This is a genomic window from Parabacteroides sp. APC149_11_2_Y6 (assembly GCF_054506995.1).
Map to the genome: position 1 here is coordinate 3,976,218 of NZ_CP173709.1, position 20,228 is coordinate 3,996,445.

12 protein-coding genes are annotated in these 20,228 nt (G+C 43.0%); 5 read left to right on the forward strand and 7 right to left on the reverse strand.

All coding sequences use genetic code 11. The annotated features are described in order from the left end of the window. Positions 1-4 precede the first annotated feature (4 nt). The 5 genes from ACGE0T_RS16585 to gltX form a co-directional block, all read right to left on the reverse strand. Complete coding sequence (locus tag ACGE0T_RS16585; protein ID WP_459187703.1) at positions 5-1,261, reverse strand: ABC transporter permease; 1,257 nt, start codon at positions 1,259-1,261, stop codon at positions 5-7. A gap of 28 nt (positions 1,262-1,289) precedes the next feature. Beyond that, positions 1,290-2,555 (reverse strand): ABC transporter permease, encoded by a 1,266-nt coding sequence (locus tag ACGE0T_RS16590; RefSeq protein ID WP_459187704.1) that lies wholly within the window; start codon positions 2,553-2,555, stop codon positions 1,290-1,292. Next, the gene (locus ACGE0T_RS16595; RefSeq protein WP_459190499.1) at positions 2,548-3,231 is read right to left on the reverse strand and encodes an ABC transporter ATP-binding protein; all 684 of its coding nucleotides are present in this window, start codon (positions 3,229-3,231) and stop codon (positions 2,548-2,550) included. Before ACGE0T_RS16595 ends, ACGE0T_RS16590 begins: the two co-directional genes overlap by 8 nt. Positions 3,232-3,702: 471 nt before the next feature. Continuing rightward, positions 3,703-4,941, reverse strand: coding sequence for a 3-deoxy-D-manno-octulosonic acid transferase (locus tag ACGE0T_RS16600; RefSeq protein ID WP_459187705.1), 1,239 nt, complete (start codon positions 4,939-4,941; stop codon positions 3,703-3,705). 157 nt (positions 4,942-5,098) lie between these two features. Further along, on the reverse strand, positions 5,099-6,616 hold the full coding sequence (gltX, locus tag ACGE0T_RS16605; RefSeq protein WP_459187706.1) for a glutamate--tRNA ligase: 1,518 nt from the start codon (positions 6,614-6,616) through the stop codon (positions 5,099-5,101). Between the two features lie 96 nt (positions 6,617-6,712). Here gltX and ACGE0T_RS16610 point away from each other — a divergent pair, with 96 nt between their 5' ends. Then, positions 6,713-8,743 carry an HD family phosphohydrolase gene (locus tag ACGE0T_RS16610; protein WP_459187707.1) on the forward strand — a complete coding sequence of 677 codons (2,031 nt, stop codon included), beginning with the start codon at positions 6,713-6,715 and terminating at the stop codon, positions 8,741-8,743. Here ACGE0T_RS16610 and ACGE0T_RS16615 read toward each other — a convergent pair. Further along, entirely contained in the window at positions 8,718-9,212 is a 495-nt protein-coding gene (locus ACGE0T_RS16615; protein ID WP_459190500.1) for a low molecular weight protein-tyrosine-phosphatase, read from the reverse strand. The genes ACGE0T_RS16610 and ACGE0T_RS16615 overlap by 26 nt on opposite strands. 37 nt (positions 9,213-9,249) lie before the next feature. Then, entirely contained in the window at positions 9,250-11,712 is a 2,463-nt protein-coding gene (gene priA / locus ACGE0T_RS16620) for a replication restart helicase PriA (protein WP_459187708.1), read from the reverse strand. Positions 11,713-11,941: 229 nt separating this feature from the next. On the opposite strand from priA, the gene ACGE0T_RS16625 reads away from it, so the two are divergent. The 4 genes from ACGE0T_RS16625 (at position 11,942) to ACGE0T_RS16640 (ending at position 20,226) form a co-directional block, all read left to right on the forward strand. Further along, on the forward strand, positions 11,942-13,621 hold the full coding sequence (locus ACGE0T_RS16625; protein WP_459187709.1) for a TldD/PmbA family protein: 1,680 nt from the start codon (positions 11,942-11,944) through the stop codon (positions 13,619-13,621). Between the two features lie 29 nt (positions 13,622-13,650). After that, positions 13,651-15,354: a metallopeptidase TldD-related protein gene (locus ACGE0T_RS16630; protein ID WP_459187710.1), complete on the forward strand. Its 1,704-nt coding sequence runs from the start codon at positions 13,651-13,653 to the stop codon at positions 15,352-15,354. 114 nt (positions 15,355-15,468) lie between these two features. Next, positions 15,469-18,468: a tetratricopeptide repeat protein gene (locus ACGE0T_RS16635; RefSeq protein ID WP_459187711.1), complete on the forward strand. Its 3,000-nt coding sequence runs from the start codon at positions 15,469-15,471 to the stop codon at positions 18,466-18,468. 6 nt (positions 18,469-18,474) lie between these two features. Beyond that, on the forward strand, positions 18,475-20,226 hold the full coding sequence (locus ACGE0T_RS16640) for a TonB-dependent receptor (protein WP_459187712.1): 1,752 nt from the start codon (positions 18,475-18,477) through the stop codon (positions 20,224-20,226). Positions 20,227-20,228 lie beyond the last annotated feature (2 nt).

Below are 20,228 nucleotides of genomic sequence, written 5' to 3' on the forward strand. Positions count from 1 at the left end.
TATTCTATTCTTCGCGAATGGCATCAATCGCCTTTATCTGCATAGCACGCCAAGCTGGGATCAAACCTGCCAGCAATCCGCTGATAAGCAGGATAACCGTAGCCGCTACCGCTGTATTAATATTAATTTCCGGGTTGGAGAAGAACGTGTCACTGTCCCCGGCTGATTCCAGTACACGGTTAACTATATCCAACATAAATACCCCCACCGAGAGTCCCAGCAATCCCGCCAAAGCCGTTAGCAACAGGCTTTCGCTCATTACCTGGGATATAATATTCGCGGGTTTCGCACCCAAGGCACGTCTTACGCCAATTTCCTTCGTCCGCTCCTTTACCGTCACCATCATAATATTACTAACCCCGATGATACCTGCCAGCAAAGTCCCCATACCAACCAGCCATACCAGGATATCTATACCCGTAAACAACATATTAAATGTTTCCGCCTGCTTGGCAATACTGAAAGAACCGACCGCCTGCGGGTCTGTCGGCGAAATCTCATTCTGGGATTTCAGGATGGTTTTCACATCTTCCGTTATCTTATCACAGGAATAGCCGTCTTCCCCAGTAATACAGAGGAACCAGAACTTATCCCCATTATTGGTTGTCTGCTGCAAAGTGGTGAACGGAAGCATCACACTCTCTTCCGTCCTGCCGCCGATACTGGCACGCGGTTTTGCCTTTATCACTCCGATTACCTGGTAATAAATACCATTTACACGGACATATTGTCCGGTCGGGTCCTCACCGGGGTTGAATAATACTTCATATACACGGGTACCGATCAAACAGACCTTACGCTTTTCTTTCATATCTATTTCGTTGAACAAACGCCCGTAATAAATATGTTGTGTTTCAATATTAAAATAATCCGGATAAACGCCACGTACATTATAGCTTCCAGCTTTCTGCCCTCTGACAATATTATTAGCCCCCTGTTCACCCCAGTGCATTGGAGAAATATATTTTATGCCTTGTACTTTCTCTTTTATAGTCTCTATATCGCGGTTACGCATACTCCAGTTACGTCCTTTTTTGTACCCCTTATAAGGATCTCCGGTCCGTTCGGTATAAAAGAAACAGGAGTTGGTAGCAAATCCGTTTACATTCTTGAAGATGCCGTTCTGCATTCCTTTTCCGGAGCCCAGCAACAATACCAACATGAAGATTCCCCAGAATACACCGAAACAAGTCAGCACACTCCTCATTTTGTTCCGGGTAATGGTAACCCATATCTCCTGCCAACGGTCAATATCAAACATACTATCTGAATCTTATTTGTTAGTTAACTTATTCATCTCTCATTGCTTCGATTGCAGTAATCTTCACAGCTTTACGGGCAGGGAAATATCCCGCCAGCACACCTGCCAGCACCAACAATCCGGTAGCTGCCAATGCAATGCCCAAGCTTACTGTCGGGTCACGGAATACGGTCATATCATCACCCGAAGCGGCATTCCCCATATTCATCATCTGCATGGCATAGTTAATGCCTTCCGTCACACCAATTCCCAATACCATACCGATATAACCGAAGATAGCCGTTATCATTATGGATTCGATGATAATCAGTTTCAAGATAGAAAAAGGCGTAGCCCCGATTGCTTTACGTATTCCGAACTCTTTTGTACGTTCACGGACTGTTATCAACATAATATTGCTGACCCCTACAATACCGGCAGTCAAGGTACCGATACCGATAATCCACAGGAACAGCGTAATTCCGTTCATCATTCCATTCAGCATAAGGAAGTCCGCTGCTGTATTCCACATATAAAGAGCACCTTTATCCGAAGGGTCGAAACGATGCCGTTTGCCCATCAGTTCACGGAAACGGGTTTCAAAAGCCTCGTTCGCTTCTTTTGTTTTCAAACCTTTGATTGTAAACGAGATTTGTCCCAATCCATAGCTGGAATTATAAAGAGTCTGGCCGGTAGAAAACGGTATATAAGCCGGAGAATCATTGCTATTCCCTTCATCTTTATACACACCGACCACTTGGTAGACTATATTCCCCGAATTTATATATTTTCCGAGCGGATCTGCCGAATGAAATAATACCTCCTTCATACGTGGGCTGATAACGATTACTTTCCGTCTCTCTTTCAAATCGACTTCATTTATAAAGCGTCCGTTACCTTCCAGCATCTGGATGTTATCGATGATAGCATGTGCAGGAAATACTCCACGCAAAGAATAATTACCATATTCCTCACCTACCGACAAAGTATCGGAATGATAGACAACCGCACTCACCTTATCCACTTCCGGAAGCGCTTGTTTAATCGCATCCAAATCCTCATCCTTGAATTTAATGCTGCGGTTCGTTTGCATGCCCTTGTAAGGTGTCGTGGTATACCCCGGCCATACGGAAACTTTATTTGCGGACATATTCCTGAAGTTGTGCAAGATACCATTCCGCAGGCCGTTGCCTGCACCCAACAGGACAATCAGCATAAAGATACCCCATGCCACGGAAAAGCCGGTCAGGAATGTACGGAGCTTGTTTTTCTGTACCGTACTCCATATTTCACGGAAATTGTCAAAGTCAAACATATCCTTTTCCTTTTTCTATCGTTTCTATCAGACCATCCTTTACACGAATAATTTTGTTTGTCGCATCAGCAACAGATTGTTCGTGGGTCACGATAATCATGGTCATACCTTCCTGGTTTACATTCCGAAGAAGTTCCATTACCTCGACAGTCGTTTTACTGTCCAAAGCTCCGGTTGGTTCGTCCGCCAGAATAACCTGCGGCTTGGCAATCAGCGCACGGGCTATAGCCACACGCTGCTTTTGCCCCCCGGACATTTCATTCGGCATATGTTCCGCCCAATCCTTCAAACCGACCATATCCAGATATTCCATCGCCATTGCATTCCGCTTCTTACGGCTTATGCCCTGATAGTAGAGAGGCAATGCGACATTCTCGACTGCATTTTTAAAGGAGATAAGATTAAAAGACTGGAAGATAAAACCAATCATGCGGTTACGTAGTTCCGCCGCACGTGTTTCGCTCAGATTCTGTATTAACTGCCCATTCAGCATATAGGAACCCGTATCGTAAGTATCCAATATACCCAATATATTCAGTAAGGTTGATTTTCCGGAACCGGAAGCTCCCATGATAGATACCATCTCTCCTTTTTCAATATCCAAATCTATGCCTTTCAGCACATGCAACGGAGCACCATTGAAATACGTTTTGTTAATTCCTTTTAGCTGAATCATCATAATATGTTATTTCTTTATCCTGTAAGACGCACAATTATATAAAATGTTACACTAATAAGAAACATTTATTTATTGTACGGGCAAATATATCCTTTTATCAAATACCTTGCATCACAAGGTACTGGAAAATTCATATAATTAACTTTAATTATACACTAACTTTTAACAAAAGAACCTTTATAGACAAAAAAACAGAAGAAAACTAAAGCTATCTCTTATGATTTTCAAATATAGTGATAATACAATCATAAAAGGTGTAACTTAAAATTGTTTTTTAAATTCTATATTAAGCAAATCCCGTGGATGGTAGTGGACTATCGTTAGAAGCAATAAATATATAAACTAATTATCGTATAAAGCTTTGATATTTAAGGCATGGTTTATAAAAACAACGCTCAGCGTCGAGGAAAGGCGCCATTACAAAAACAGCAGCCTTTTTCCATTATATCAAATAATTATAAAACTCTCTTAAAGGGCAAGTTCTTTCAATATCTTTTCTGTAGCCCCGGCATTGTCATTCACGAAATGACCGGCACTCTCTCCTACCGCCTCCAATACTTCATGATAAGTCAGTAACTCATCCATTTTGCTACGGAATGCTTCTGTATCAGAGACGGAAAAACCTCCGCCAACAGCAATCAAATCACGCGCTTCCTTAAATTTTTGGTATCTGGGACCGAATAGAACAGGTATACCATACACAGCAGCTTCCAGCGTATTATGGATTCCGGCACCAAAGCCTCCACCGATATAGGCTATTGTTCCATAACGATAGATAGAAGAAAGCAGCCCGAAGCTATCTATAATCAGGCAGTCTTTTCCCTCCAGCAAACTTACGTCATGCAAAACTTCCGACAAACGGACAGACGGGCGCTTCAACAGCGACTCGATCGACATCAAATGTTCACGGTGTATTTCGTGAGGCGCAATAATCAGTTTCAAATCCGGATGCCCGTTAAAATATGGAATCAATATATTTTCATCCTGCGGCCAGGAACTACCTGCAATCAGAGTCGGTTGTTTTTCACCCTTTTCATTTGTCACAAACCTCTCCACATGAGGTAAATCGCGAGCCAGCTTACGTACATCCAGCACACGGTCGAAACGGGTATCTCCTGCCACCGTCACATTCGTAACGCCATATTCATTCAATAACGTTTGCGAGCGTTCATCCTGCACGAACAGATGAGTAAAACAATGCAGCATTTTCCTGTAAGTGCCGCCATACCACTGGAAGAATAATTGATCCTGACGGAAAATTGCCGAAATGATATAAACCGGTATATTCCGTGCTTTCAATTCCTTCAGGTAATTTCCCCAAAACTCATATTTAATAAATACAGCTATCGCCGGATTGGCAAGATTAAGGAATTTCTTCACCCGGTAAGGGGTATCGAAAGGAAGATAGCAAATGACATCCGCCCCATTATAATTTTTCCGGACTTCGTAACCGGAAGGAGAAAAAAAAGTGAGCAATATCTTGTATTCCGGATGTTCCGCCTTGATTTTTTCCATCATCGGGCGTCCCTGTTCAAACTCGCCCAAAGAGGCGGCATGAAACCAGATATATTTTGCATTCCGGTCTATCTTTTCACGAAGAATACTATTTGTTTTCCATTGTCCCAAACGCATCATCCTCGCCTTTTTATGGAAAGGTGATATCAATTCTATAATAAATGAATAGAAATGGATAATCAGGCTGTACATAAATTCATCTGTTAACGGTCTATGATTGGGGGATGTGTCAAAAAGCTATTACTGAACGCAGATTACGCAGAACACGCAGATTATTTATTGAAAAAATATGGTCTGCGCTCTGTCTGCGTTCCCTAATATATGCTTTTGACAACCCCTTATGACTTTATTATTTCAAAACCTCTATGGCTCTTTGTATACGTCTGATAGTTTCCTCTTTGCCAAGGGCCTCCGTTATATCAAAGATATGGGGTCCTTTGCCTTCACCTACCAACGCCAGACGAGTCGCATTCATAATGTTACCCAAATGGTACCCTTTGCTTTCAATCCAGGCTTTTACTTCTTCTTCCGTTCCTTCTATATCAAAAGGTTCGCGAACACGAAGCACCTCGATTAGTTCAGCCAGCTGTGCAGGGCTGTCTTCTTTCCAGCGTTTCTTGCGAGTCTTTTCGTCATATTCGGTCGGAGCTACAAAGAAAAAAGCACATACATCCCACAATTCCTTGATGAAGTTGACACGGTCTTTCATCATACCGACCACTTTTTCCACATAAGCGGGTTCCGCTTTTACTCCGTGGCTTTCGAGGATAGGCATAAACAAGGAGGCAGCCTCTTTATTATCCATTTCCTGTATATAATGGTGGTTGAACCATTTTCCTTTTTCGTAATCGAATTTTGCACCGCTCTTGCTGCAACGGCTCAGATCAAAATGCTCAATCAGGTCGTCCATGCTCATTACTTCCTGGTCGTTACCCGGATTCCAGCCCAACAAAGCAAGGAAATTCACCACAGCCTGCGGCAGGTAGCCACTCTCACGGTATCCTGATGATACATCACCGGTTTTAGGGTCGTGCCATTCTAACGGGAAAACAGGGAAGCCCAAGCGGTCGCCATCACGTTTACTCAGTTTTCCGTTTCCTTCCGGTTTCAATAACAGAGAAAGGTGGGCAAACTGCGGCATTGTATCCGTCCAACCGAAATAGCGGTACAGCAAGACATGAAGCGGGGCACTCGGCAACCATTCTTCACCACGGATAACATGGCTGACTTCCATCAGATGGTCGTCTACGATATTTGCCAGATGGTAAGTAGGCAACTGGTCGGCCGATTTATATAAAACCTTATCGTCCAGAATAGAAGAATTGATAACAACTTCTCCGCGGATCAGGTCGTTCACATGGATATCTTCATTCGGCTCGATTTTGGCACGGACCACATACTGCTTGCCTGCTTCAATCAATGCTTTCACTTCCTCGGCAGAAAGAGTCAGCGAGTTGCGCATCTGCATACGGGTGGAAGCGTCATACTGGAAGTTCGGAATCTCTTTACGCTTTGCTTCCAGTTCTTCCGGAGTGTCGAACGCAATGTAAGCACAATCGTTATCCAGCAACTGGTCTACATATTTTCTGTAAATCTCACGGCGTTCACTCTGGCGGTACGGGCCATACTGTCCACCGAAACCAACCCCTTCGTCGAACTTTATACCCAACCAGGTAAGCGCCTCGATAATATAGGCTTCCGCCCCCGGAACGAAACGTTGCGAGTCTGTATCTTCTATGCGGAGAATCAAATCGCCGCCTTGCTGTTTTGCAAATAAATAATTGTATAAAGCTGTACGAACACCTCCGATATGCAGTGCTCCCGTAGGACTCGGTGCAAACCGGACTCTAACTTTCCTTTGAGTCATAATTCCTTGTATTCTAAAAATGATGCGGCAAAAGTAGCCCTTTTTTTTCTCTTACTAAACTTTTTTATGTACATTTCGCCCACAAAGGAAAAACTTATGAAAGTAAAGAACTATAATATTCACCCCAGTGTATTTTTTATCACCGCAGCACTTCTTATTGCCTACTTTTTTCCACGGGAAGGGAAATTCCGTTACCAGTTCTACGAAGGTAAACCCTGGCGATACGGGCTGCTCACCGCACCGAGCGATTTTCCCATCTATAAAACCGATGCGGAAGTAGAAGCGGAAAAGGACAGTGCCTTAAAGAAATTCGAGCCTTATTACCGCATGGACCCGGAAGTGGGACCGGCACAAATAAGCAAACTCAGGAACGACTATAGCAAGGCGCTTAATAAACGGGCGACTCCTGCCTATATGCAATACATCGAAAACAGTTTGCAGAAACTATATAATAAAGGTATTATCCCGTCCCAGGAAATGGAGGATTTGAAGAAAGATCAATATCCCCGCATTAACCTACTGGAAAACAATACCGCCCAACCGTATTATAGCAGCGATTTCTTCACTACACGTACGGCATATGAGTTTATCATAGACAACTGCCCCTCTTATCTGAGCAAATCAATCCTGCAATCGTGTGATATAAATAATTACCTGACGGAAAATACATCTTATGACCAGGTTATGTCCGACAGGATTAAAGAAAACATACTGAACAGTGTCCCTCTGGCAAACGGGATGGTTCAGGCAGGCGAGCGGATCGTGGACCGCGGGGAAATTGTCGACAACAGGACTTATAATGTACTCCGTTCCCTGAAAATCGTGCATGAAGCCAAATCGGGCGGTGCACAGCGGCAAAGCCTTATCCTCGGAGGGCAATTCGTGCTGGTATTCGGTATCATGTTTTGCTTCTGGCTATACTTGTGGTCTTTCCGGTTAAAGATATTCCATAACAGAAAGAATGTATTATTCCTGCTACTCTGTATTTTCGTAAGTTGCATGATGACGGAACTTTGCGTAACATACGGCCTATTCAATATTTATATACTTCCCTATGCGATTGTGCCGATTGTAGTCCGTACCTTCTTCGACTCCCGGACAGCATTGTTTACGCATCTGGTTATTGTATTGATGTGTTCGCTGATGGTTCCGTTCCCGCACGAATTTCTGCTATTGCAGATCGTAGCCGGCATGGTCGTTACATTTAGTCTGAGAGAGTTATATGAACGTTCTCAGCTTATCCGCTGTGCATTCTTTATATTTACCTCCTATTCGCTTTGCTACATCAGCCTTGCCATTTACCAGGAAGCGGATTTCAATAAGATCAATTGGATGATGTTGCTCTATTTCGGTATCAATTTCATCTTACTGATGTTTACCTATATATTGGTATATATGCTTGAAAAGACATTCGGCTATGTATCCAGCATCACGCTGGTCGAGCTTTCCAACATAAATACGACCATCTTGAAAAGATTGTCGGAAACTGCTCCGGGAACTTTCCAGCACTCTTTGCAGGTATCCATCCTTGCTTCTGCCGCAGCAGACAAAATCGGTGCTGACACGCAATTGGTTCGTACGGGAGCCATGTACCACGATATAGGCAAGATGAGCAATCCGGCATTCTTCACTGAAAACCAGGGCAGTGTCAACCCGCATCACCAGCTTATGTTCGACCAGAGCGCCCGCGTCATTATCGACCATGTAAATGACGGCGTACGGATTGCAGAGAAGGCAATGCTTCCGAAAGCCATAACCGATTTCATTCGTACCCATCATGGGCGGGGCAAAGCAAAATACTTCTATAATTCCTATAAGAACGCTTATCCGGAGAAGGAAATAGACGATGAAGTTTTCACTTATCCGGGACCGAACCCGTTCTCTAAGGAGACGGCGATTCTAATGATGGCAGACTCAGTTGAGGCGGCATCCCGCAGCCTGAAAGAACACACGGAAGAAAGCATCCGACAACTGGTGAACAAAATTATCGACGGTCAGATAGCCGACGGCTTGATGAAAAACGCACCACTGACTTTCAGAGACGTGGAAACCATCAAAGACGTATTCGTAGATAAGCTAAAGATTATGTACCATACACGTATCAGCTATCCGGATTTGAAGAAGTAAGCGTTTCCAATAATCCGGAACAGGCATCTTCCAGCAAATCGAGCACCAACTCAAACCCTTCCGCCCCACTGTAGTAAGGGTCGGGCACATAGTCATATAATTTGTTACGGGAGAATTGCGTCATCCGGTGAATTTTGTTCTCGGATTCCAAATCCGGTGCTTTCCGCTTTAAATCCGAGATATTCTTGTCATCCATACCGATAATCAAATCAAAATCGAAAAAATCGGCTATACGGACAGGGCGGGAAATAGAATCCAAAACATATCCTCTGCGGGCGGCATGGGCACGCATACGCTGGTCGGCAGGCTCCCCTTCGTGATAACCGATTATCCCGGCTGAATCGATTTCAAAACGGGCTTCCATTCCCGCATCCTTCACCAGTTTCTTCATTACGGCTTCTGCCGATGGGGAACGGCATATATTTCCCAAACAAACGAATAATATCTTATACTTCTTTTCCATACACATTGTTTTCATCTTCTTATTTCTTCTTTAAATAAAACCATTAAGCCGGGTCCACATCATAATGGACAATCAGTTGTTTAAACGGCAGATAACGCTGCATCTCCGCATAAACGGTATCCAGTATTTCACGCACGGGAGCAATTGCCGCTGCAACTTCTATCTTTAAAACAATTTTCTTTATATGTAAGGTTTGCACACGGGTAACAGGAGGCGTAACAGGACCGAGCACCCGTTCTCCCAGCCGCTTCCGCAGACTCTCGGCATACAATGTGGACAGTTCTTGCAAAGCCGTATCATTACGGCTACGCAACACGATAACAATCAACCGGTAATAAGGAGGATAACGGAACATGCTGCGTTCGCTTAATTGCAGGCGGACCATTTCTTTATAAGCGAATTGTTGTACCATCCGGATTAAAGGATGTTCCGGCTGGGAGGTCTGCAAAACAACCGTGCCCTGCTTATCCCGCCTTCCGGCACGACCGCTCACCTGGACCATCAATTGATAAGCCCGTTCATGTGCCCGGAAATCCGGAAAGTTCATCAAGCTATCAGCATTCAAGATGCCGACCACACTGACATTTCCAAAATCCAATCCTTTTGAAAGCATTTGGGTCCCGATTAATATCTGGGTTTTTCCTTTCTCGAAATCAGCAATAATCCGTTCATAAGCTGTGCGGGTACGGGCAGTATCGAAGTCCAGTCGCTCCACTTTCGCATCCGGGAAAAGAGTGGCAATCTCCTCTTCAACCTTTTCTGTCCCGAACCCCATCATCCGCAAATCCGTACTCTTGCATTCCGGGCATTGCTGGGGCAACTGATAGGTATATCCGCAATAATGGCAAACCAACTGATTATGATATTTATGATAGGTCAGGCTGACGTCACAATTTACACAGTGAGGCACCCACCCACAACTCTTACATTCTATCATCGGGGCAAAACCACGGCGGTTCTGGAACAGGATAACCTGCTCACCTTGGGAAAGCGCAGTACTTACCTTTTCTACCAGCAGAGGGGAGAAAAGCGTATCTTTCATTATTTTCTTACGCTTAAGTTCCTTAATATCGACCGGAATAATGTCCGGCATCCGGCAATCCCCATAGCGGGTAGACAATTCCACCAACCCGTACTTTCCGATAGTTGCATTAAAATAGGAATCGATGGAAGGCGTGGCAGAGCCAAGCAAAGTCTTCGCTCCGTGCATACCCGCCAATACAATTGCTGCATTCCGGGCATGGTAACGGGGTGCCGGGTCTTGTTGCTTATATGTATTTTCGTGCTCTTCGTCCACGATAATCAGTCCCAGGCTTTTAAAGGGCAGGAACAAAGAGGAACGAACTCCTAATATCAGCATCGGTTCTCCCCCGTACAACAGCCGGTTCCATACCTCTACCCGTTCGTTGTCCGAGAATTTGGAATGGTATACCAGCAGCTTATCTCCAAACAGTTTAGCCAAGCGCTCGGTAATTTGGGTGGTTACGGCAATCTCCGGCAGCATATACAGGACTTGCCGTCCCATTTTCAGCACCTCATCTATCAAACGGACATATATCTCGGTTTTACCGCTGGATGTAACTCCATGTAACAAACAAACTTCGTGGGATTTGAACGCTTCGTGTATCTCCTCATAGGCTTGCTCCTGAGCCGGACTAAGCGGATTCGGATCCTGAAGGCGGCAAACAGACATCTGCAACCGGCTTACTTCTTTTTCATAACTTTCCAGAATACCGCGTTTGAGAAGCCCCTCCAGAATAGCAGTCGAACAACCACTACGTTCCAACAGTTCTTTTTTGGAAACCTCCTGTACCAATACGGGATTTAATGCATGACTCAAATCAAGGAAACAAACCAGTAAGTGTTCCTGCTTCTTCGCCCGTTTAAATTCTGAAAATACAGCCTGAAGCTTTTCTTCGTCACGATAATTATCGGACAGACGGATAAATGCCTGCGTTTTAGGGATAAAACCCCGTTTCAATTCTTCACTTACCATCACAGCACCCCGTGCCATAAGTGAGGCTATTACCGGAACCACATTTCTAAGCCCGGTCTTTTTCTCCAACTCGGCAACAGTCAGTTTCAATGTTCCGGAAAAAGCATCCAACACCACTTGTTCATTCGGACGTAACGGGGCATCCGCTTCAAAATCATCATTGTAAGTTACAGCAGTCTCGCTCTCTATTTTTAAGCCGGAAGGCAAAGCCGCTTTATACACATCCCCCAGCTTACATAAATAATAAGAAGAAAGCCACTGCCAGAACCGTAATTGCGGACGGCGCAGGATAGGTGTTGCATCCAACAAGGCATATATTTCTTTTATTTCGTAGGGAGTATCCGGCATCCGTTCATGTACGCTCATCACAATAGCCGTATAATAGCGTTTTTTACCGAAATGAACAATCACCCGGCACCCGGGTACTACGGACTTTTCCATATCCACCGGTATGCTGTATGTATAACTGTTCTCTAAAGGGAGCGGGAGTATAACGTCTGCGTACTTCATTCAAATCCTATTTTCAATTCATAGTTATGGTTTTCCTAAATCATAACTATGAATCGGGAAAAACATAACTATGGTTTCCTGATGCCAAAAGTAACAAAAAAAGACCGCACTCGTATAAAACGGATTCAAAAAGCCGTGCCATAACCGTATAAACCCAACTATTTTTTTACCTTTGCCTCATCTGATTTCCAGAAAGAATTATTACTCAAACTTTTTTATCTTTTACCTAATGAAAAAATCAAAAATTTTATTTCTTCTCATTTTAATGGGAATAACAGCGAGTCTGCAAGCACATACAACACTTGAAGAAATTCTAAAGAAAGAAGCACTGCGAAATCTGAGAAAATTATCCACCGAAGAAATTTCTGCTTATTATATCAGTTACCGGGTTTATGAATTCACTAATTTTTATACCGGCAGCTCTTTCGGAGAATTATTACCCTCCTATCAAAACAAGTCCAGATATGTACAAGCAATCGTGCGGGTCGGCTCTCCCCTACAGGATAATACCCACGAACTAAAAAACCAGGAAGATAATTATATGGATAATTTTCAAAGTTCCTGCATTGAAATTCCCATAGAAAATGATGAACAGGCAATATCCCTGCTTTTATGGAATTACACGGACGAAATATATAAAAAAGGAATACAACGTTTCCAGAAAATACTTTCGGATGCAACAGTAAAAACAGCTTCAGATGATAAATCGTCCGATTTCAGTGAAGAGAACAAGGAGGTATTCTCAGAAAAGCCCATATCCGACAAAGATTTCGCCAAACAAGCCACAGAATTAAGCAAACGTATCTGTCTGTATTCGGCCGAATTTAAAGAGAACAAAGATTTGGAAAGCGGTGAAGCCTCATTCCAGATCAATTTAACCCGCTCTTATTTTGTCGACACGGAAGGTAACAGTATAGCACAAAACTTACTGCAATACAACCTCACACTGAATGCCACAACCATTGCCGACGACGGGATGACATTGCCTCTGTACAAATCTTATTTTGCCAATTCTTTTAAAGAACTTCCGGAAAATCCGACAGTAAAAAAAGATGCCGGAGAAATAAGCCAAAAACTTTCCAAACTGAGAGATGCTCCCATAGCCGACACATATGCCGGTCCGGCACTACTATCACCGGAAGCAGCCGGAGTGTTGTTCCATGAATTTTTCGGTCACCGTCTTGAAGGTGCCAGAATGAAACAGGACAATGACGCACAGACTTTCAAAAAGAAAATAGGAGAAAAAGTTTTATCCGATGACATCTCCATTTATTTCGACCCGACCATTAAATACTATAAAAACATGCCGTTAAGCGGATATTATCTTTTTGATGACGAAGGAGTAAAAAGCCGTAAAGTTGAAATTATCAAAAATGGAATCCTGCAAGATTTTTTAATGAGCCGGACCCCTATCGACGGTCATCTTCATTCCAATGGACACGGACGTGGCATGATTTTCCTGAAACCGGTAACCCGACAATCAAATATGGTTATAGAGTCATCCACACCTAAAACGGATAAAGAATTACGCCAATGCCTGATTGATGAATTGAAAAAACAGAATAAGCCATATGGATATATTTTCGATAAAGTAAGTGGAGGTTTCACCAATATAAACCGGATTGATGCAAATGCCTTTTATGTAAATCCACTGCTTGTATACCGGATTTATATTGATGGCAGGCCAGACGAACTGGTTCGCGGTGTCAGCTTAATCGGAACCCCGTTATCGATGTTCTCACATATAGAGGCCTGTGGAGACGAACACCGGGTTTTCAACGGATATTGTGGTGCAGAATCCGGTAATATCCCGGTTTCCTGTGTTGCTCCTGCGGTTTATGTAAAAATGATTGAAACGCAAAAACAACCGAAATCCCACGTTTTACCTCCCATTTTACCACGTCCTTAAAAAATATCGTCCCATTAATAAAAAATATCATGAAAAATATACATTCCCTATTATCCCTGATTGCCACTATCATGCTGCTTTCTAATGGAACTCCAACAATATCAGCCAGCGAAACAGATAAAGACCCAGTATTAAACAGCATACAAAAAGAAATTCAACGGAACATGGAAGGGCTAAAGCTCGCCCATGTAGTATCCCCCTGTTTTATCGACTACCGAATGAATACACTTTCTCTACTGGTCGTTAAAGCTGTGTTAGGAAGCCTGGTATATGACAACATCGGAGAGGCGAATAATGGTACGGCGAATGTAGTCGTCGGCGACTACCAGAATACAAACCAGAACGTACTCCTCTCATACGAGCAGCTCTATCAGCACGAACAACCATCCCGAATGGTTAACGGCACAAATGACGAAGCAATCCGTACTGAAATATGGCGCGTTCTGGATAAAAAATATAAACAGGCCGCCGAGCAATACAACAACAAACAAAGTCTTATCAACCAGATAGAAATCCCGGAAGAAGAGAAAAATATTCCCGACTTTCAAAAAATGACAGCTTCCACTCATATCTATCCGGTTCATCAGCAACAACCCGACCGAAAAAAAATAAGTGAATACATCAAAGAAGCCTCCAAAGTCTTTGCTGATTATAAAAATATCGATAACTCCTATATCCGTATATATATCGGGAATGCAGACGTAAGATACTGTAACAGTGAAGGAACCATATGCCGTTACTCAAACAAGCTGGTCCTCATGTTTATTTATACTCAGGCACAGACTAAAGATGGGGAAACAATCAATTACGAAGCCAGTATGCCTTACAGTTCTTTTGAAGATTTACCCTCCCTGGAAAGTCTAAAAGCAATATGTAAAAAACAAGCGGAATTTATTCAGGAAATACAGAATGCCCCCATGATAGATGAACCTTATGTAGGTCCGGTACTCTTTGAAGGCGAAGCTGTAGCCGACCTGATCTGCAATCTTTTCGTCAACAATAACAATGGTATCATTGCCAAACGCAAGCCAATCCTAAGCGAAAGATTCAAAGGCTACGATAGCGAAAGAACCCGTGGTAACGCTTTAGACGCATTTATAAATAAAAAAGTGATTTCGCGTGACTTGTCACTTATAGCGATGAGCGGAACTCCCGAATATAAGGATAAAAAGTTATTCGGTTATTATCCGGTCGACGCTCAGGGAGTGGCTCCCGATAAAGCATGCACATTAATCAAGGATGGCGTATTAATCGACATGCTTACTTCCCGCACACCCACAAAATCATTCAGCCAATCCAACGGACATGCCAGAAGTTCTATCGGAGGTAATGATGCCGGGATATATCCCGGAGTGCTCCGTTTATGCAGCAAGCAAACAGAACCGGTTTCCCAACTCAAGCAAAAATTGATTAATGCAGCAAAAGAAGAAGACTATGCCTATGCCTACATCATACGCAAACTGAATGCCAATACCCCCATCCAAATCCGCCGGGTTGATGTTACCACCGGTACAGAAACACCTATACGGGGAGCTGTCATACAGGATTTGCTACTGCGTTCCATGAAGCGTATTTCCGGCGTATCGTCTGAAGAAAATATTTACAATCGTGTTGTTAATGATGTGAAAACATCTTACGTTGTGCCATCCGCAATTCTGTTGGATGAGGTGGATATCCTTAAAAATACCCGAATAGATTTTAAAAAGCCTTATATCGTAAGCAGACCTGAATAAAGTCTGCTTTCAAATTTCACTCATAGCAAACCGAAAATCAGGCATTTTTATCTATCTTTGCAACATATAATAGACTTATTGCGTTATATTTTTATAAAGAAAAGCAAAAGAGTGATGAAGAGAATACTTATTCCACTATGTTTAGTGTTGGGAAGTCATGTGGCAAGCGGGCAACGATCCCATCAGTTTGATGCACCGGACCGTCTGTTTGTAGAAGGTAAAGAACTATTCAGTTTAAAAAATTATTCCGGGTGTATCGACAAGCTGGAAGCTTATAAAGAACACTCCACGAATACGGACCTTATCCAGGAAGCAGACTATATGCTGGTTTGCTCCGCTTACGAACAGGGACGTGCGAACGCCGGAGAGTTATTAAAAGATTATCTGGAAAACTATCCGTCATCACGGCATAGCGATGAAATTAATTTCCTGATCGGTTCCGTCCATTTCGGAGAAGGAGAATATCAAAAAGCTATTTTCTGGCTCAGAGAAGCTGATATCGATATGCTAAGCCCTGAACAGCAGGAAACTTACTCGTTCCGTTTGGCGTACTCCTTACTTCAGACCGGCGACAAAGACAAAGCAAGAAGCTATTTCTCCCGTATTACCCAGGTTGGAAACAAATATAAAGAAGCATCTTCCTATTATGTCGCTTATATCGATTATGCTACAGGGAAATACAATAATGCGTTGATTGAATTCAATCGTTTAAAGGAAAACCCGACCTACCGGGAACAATCACTCTATTATATCGCACAGATCTATTTCATCCAAAGCAAATACGAAAAAGTGATAAACGAAGGGGAAGAACTTCTATCCTCTTATCCGAACAGTAAAAATAATAGCGAAGTATACCGGATTTTAGGTAACTCATACTACCATTTGGGAGACCAGAACAAAGCAATCAGTATGCTAAGCCAATATGTATCTTCCACCGACAATCCGTTGCGAGGAGATTTATACATATTGGGTGTTTGCTACTATAATAAAGGGAACTACCAGGATGCTATAAAGGCTTTGGGACGGACAGTCAACGAAAATGACGCCTTGACCCAGAATGCCTATCTTTATCTTGGGCAATCTTACCTGAAACTGGGGAATAAAAACAATGCACGTATGGCATTCGAAGCTGCGGCTACCGCATCTTACGATAAACAAATCAAAGAGGTTGCCTTGTACAACTATGCATTGTTGATACATGACACGGCGTTCACCGGTTTCGGAGAGTCTGTTACTATCTTTGAAGATTTCCTGAATGATTTCCCGAACTCACAATATGCCGACAAAGTAAACGACTACCTGGTAGAAGTGTATCTTACCACCAAGAATTACGATGCGGCATTAAAATCTATCAATAAGATCAAACATCCGAGTGTAAAGATACTGGAAGCCAAACAGGATATTTTGTTCCAGCTGGGAACACAGGCTTTTACAAATATGAAACTGGATGAAGCTGTTAGTTTATTCAGCCAGTCCATTTCTTTAGGCTCTTATAATATGGAAGCTCGCAACGAAGCCTATTTCTGGCGTGGAGAAGCTTATTACCGCTTGGGAGAATATACCAATGCCATATCGGACTTCCGTACTTACCTTAACAATACCCGCCAGCGTAACACCGATATGTATGCACTTGCTCATTACAACCTCGGTTATTGTTACTTCAAGCTGAGACAATACAGTGAAGCATTGAACCGTTTCCGCCAATATGCCGATTTGGAAAGCAACCAGCAGGCTGCTTCTTTGTCTGACGCTTATAACCGTATCGGCGACTGCCTTTACCAGAACCGCCAGTTCGCCATGGCAGAGGAAAACTACTCAAAGGCAGCTCAGCTACAACCTTCAGCCGGAGATTATTCTGTTTATCAGAAAGGCTTCCTGCTTGGCTTACAGAAAGACTACCAGGGAAAAATCAATGCGATGGACCGCTTGATTCGCGAATATCCGGAATCCCAATATGTAGACGATGCTTTGTATGAAAAAGGACGTACTTATGTGCTGATTGAAAACAGCCAGTCTGCTGCACAGGCTTTCCAACAACTAATCAGCAAGTTCCCTCAAAGCAGCCTTGCCCGTAAAGCCGGTATCCAGTTAGGTTTGCTTTATTTCAACAGTGACCAACCGGAAAAAGCAGCTGATGCCTATAAGCATGTTATCAGTAATTATCCGGGAAGTGAAGAAGCGAAAGTTGCCTTACAGGATTTGAAGTCCGTTTATCTTGAATTGAACGATATCAATTCGTTTGCAAACTATGCCAACTCTTTGGGCGGTAATGTCCATTTTGAAGTGAGCGAACAAGATTCTCTTACTTATCTGGCTGCTGAAAAATTATTTACGCGTGGTGATAACGAAGGAGCCCGCAAGAGCCTGAATAATTATTTACAAACATTCCCGGAAGGAGCATTCAGTGCAAACGCAAATTTCTATCTGGCAAGTATTGCTTTTGCTAAAAAAGAATATGACGAAGCAAAACGTCTGTTCGACACTGTTGTAAAGAGCGGAGACATCAAATTCCGCGAAGAAGCGATCGCACGTAAAGCGGAAATCGAATATGTAACGAAAGATTATCCGGCAGCATTAGAAAGTTTCAAACAATTGCAGGTAGTTGCCGAAAAACCGGAAAACAAACAGGCTGCCTCACTCGGGATTATGCGTTGTGCCGTACAGGCTGGCGAACCGAAAGAAGCACTGCTGGCTGCAACAGAGTTGTTGAAAGCGACCAAATTATCACCCGAACTACAGGCTGAAGCACATTATGCCCGTGCAAAAGCGTATATCGAACTGAAACAGGAAAACAAAGCTTTACCTGATTTGAAAGAATTGAGCAAAGATACACGTACGGTGCAAGGTGCAGAAGCGACTTACCTGCTGGCTCAACTCTATTTTAACGGTAATGACGACAAGAATGCAGAAAAAGTGCTGATGAATTTCATTGAAAACGGAACACCTCATCAATACTGGCTGGCACGCGGATTTATCCTGTTAGCTGATATTTATATCCACCGCGGCGACGATTTCCAGGCACGTCAATATCTGACCAGTTTGCAAAACAACTATAAGGGTGACGATGACATTGCAGGAATGATAAAGAACAGATTGGGTAAACTAAAGAATTAAAAAACGATGAAGACAGTATCTAATATAAAAGCCTTGTGCGTAATAACCCTGCTGGGTTCCGTTGCAACCGTCAGTGCGCAGGAAGACAAGACAAAGGAAAAAGACTTGAACCGAGAAATGACACTGGAACGGGAATATGACCCGACGGTGCAGGATGCCAACAAAGTCAACACACTTCCGGTGATAAAAATGCCGGTAGTTAAGAAAATGCCTATTTCTTATGCCACATTTACCGTGCCGGCAGACCCTGAAAAAGAAATCAGCCTGCTCCCTTCCGGCAATGTGATGACAGATATCCAATACAACAAGCGTCGTGGTTATTTTAACTTCGGTCTGGGTACGTATCTGAATATCAACGGCGATTTCGGATACCATATATTGAGTACGGAAAAAGACAATCTGAATATCTGGCTTTCCCACCGTTCCACTAACGGCAAAGTAAAATACATAGACTGGGACGAAAAAGTAAAAGCCAAACTGAATGATAACGTGGGAGGCATCAACTATAAGCATGCATTCGATAAGTTAGTATTTAATGCCGGTTTCAAATATGGCTACTCCGGCTTCAATTATTACGGGCTTCCGATGTATAACACCACTAACAGTTTCGACCCGGATTTTACAGACCGCAGTACAAACCAGGTAAACCAGACCGTGCAGGGTAAAGTCGGCATCGAATCAAAAGAAGGTGCTCCTTTCGGATATATGCTGGATTTGGGTTATACCTATTTTTCTCATAAATACGCATTAGAAAAAGAGTTGAACGGACCTGCCGAGAATACATTTGATGTAAAATTCGATTTGAATGCGGCTTTCGGTGGTAACCAACTTATTGGGTTAGGCGGTAGTTTCGAATACTTCAACTATAACCTCCCCTTAAAAGGCAATACTCCGTACCTGTTCTTCGAAAATCATGCGGAAGGTACCCTTTCTCCTTATTATAAGGTAGAAGGCGACAACTGGAATGTAAAACTGGGAGCTAATGTGATGTTCATTACCGGAGAAAACAAAAAGATAATGGCTTCTCCCAACATTGCAGCAGACATAGAAGTTGCAGACAAGACTGTATTGTATGCTATCGCAACCGGGAAATTATATTCCAACAGTATGTACGACATTTCCCAGGTAAACCGTTATATCAATCCTACCATGGAACTGCTTCCATCCCGTAACTTCCTGGATGCAACTATCGGTATCAAAAGTGGTATCGTTCCGGGATTCTGGTTTGACGTATTCGGAGGATATAAGATTACAAAGAATGACGTATTCTTTATTCCGGGCTATTATTACAGCAAAAACTATTTCGGCAACGTAAGCAATGCCTTCCAGGCTGATGCAGACCATTTATTTGCAGGAATCAACCTGAAATATAGCTATCAGGAACTATTCGATATTAATGTAAAAGGAGTTTATAATCACTGGAAAGTAAAATCTCCGGATGATTCTAACGTTACCTATGCTGCATATGGAAAGCCTAAAATGGAATTCACTGCCGGTGTAACGGTTCGTCCTATTCCCAAACTGTCTGCTTCTTTGGATTATTATCTGGCAACAGACCGCAAAACTATGGCTATCGGTTATGGAGAAAAGAAGATGAAGAACATCAATGAACTGAACCTGACCGGAACATATGCATTCAATGATACATTCGGATTGTACCTGAAACTAAATAACGTTTTATGCCAAAAATACGAAATGTATTATGGCTACCCGCTCCAAAGCTTCAGTGCAATGATTGGGGTAAACATCAATTTCTAACA

Bases quoted from the DNA above. Each gene is read 5' to 3' on its own strand.
- ACGE0T_RS16585 (WP_459187703.1), bottom strand. From the start codon at position 1,261: ATGTTTGATATTGACCGTTGGCAGGAGATATGGGTTACCATTACCCGG.
- ACGE0T_RS16590 (WP_459187704.1), bottom strand. From the start codon at position 2,555: ATGTTTGACTTTGACAATTTCCGTGAAATATGGAGTACGGTACAGAAA.
- ACGE0T_RS16595 (WP_459190499.1), bottom strand. From the start codon at position 3,231: ATGATTCAGCTAAAAGGAATTAACAAAACGTATTTCAATGGTGCTCCG.
- ACGE0T_RS16600 (WP_459187705.1), bottom strand. From the start codon at position 4,941: ATGTACAGCCTGATTATCCATTTCTATTCATTTATTATAGAATTGATA.
- gltX (WP_459187706.1), bottom strand. From the start codon at position 6,616: ATGACTCAAAGGAAAGTTAGAGTCCGGTTTGCACCGAGTCCTACGGGA.
- ACGE0T_RS16610 (WP_459187707.1), top strand. From the start codon at position 6,713: ATGAAAGTAAAGAACTATAATATTCACCCCAGTGTATTTTTTATCACC.
- ACGE0T_RS16615 (WP_459190500.1), bottom strand. From the start codon at position 9,212: ATGTGTATGGAAAAGAAGTATAAGATATTATTCGTTTGTTTGGGAAAT.
- priA (WP_459187708.1), bottom strand. From the start codon at position 11,712: ATGAAGTACGCAGACGTTATACTCCCGCTCCCTTTAGAGAACAGTTAT.
- ACGE0T_RS16625 (WP_459187709.1), top strand. From the start codon at position 11,942: ATGAAAAAATCAAAAATTTTATTTCTTCTCATTTTAATGGGAATAACA.
- ACGE0T_RS16630 (WP_459187710.1), top strand. From the start codon at position 13,651: ATGAAAAATATACATTCCCTATTATCCCTGATTGCCACTATCATGCTG.
- ACGE0T_RS16635 (WP_459187711.1), top strand. From the start codon at position 15,469: ATGAAGAGAATACTTATTCCACTATGTTTAGTGTTGGGAAGTCATGTG.
- ACGE0T_RS16640 (WP_459187712.1), top strand. From the start codon at position 18,475: ATGAAGACAGTATCTAATATAAAAGCCTTGTGCGTAATAACCCTGCTG.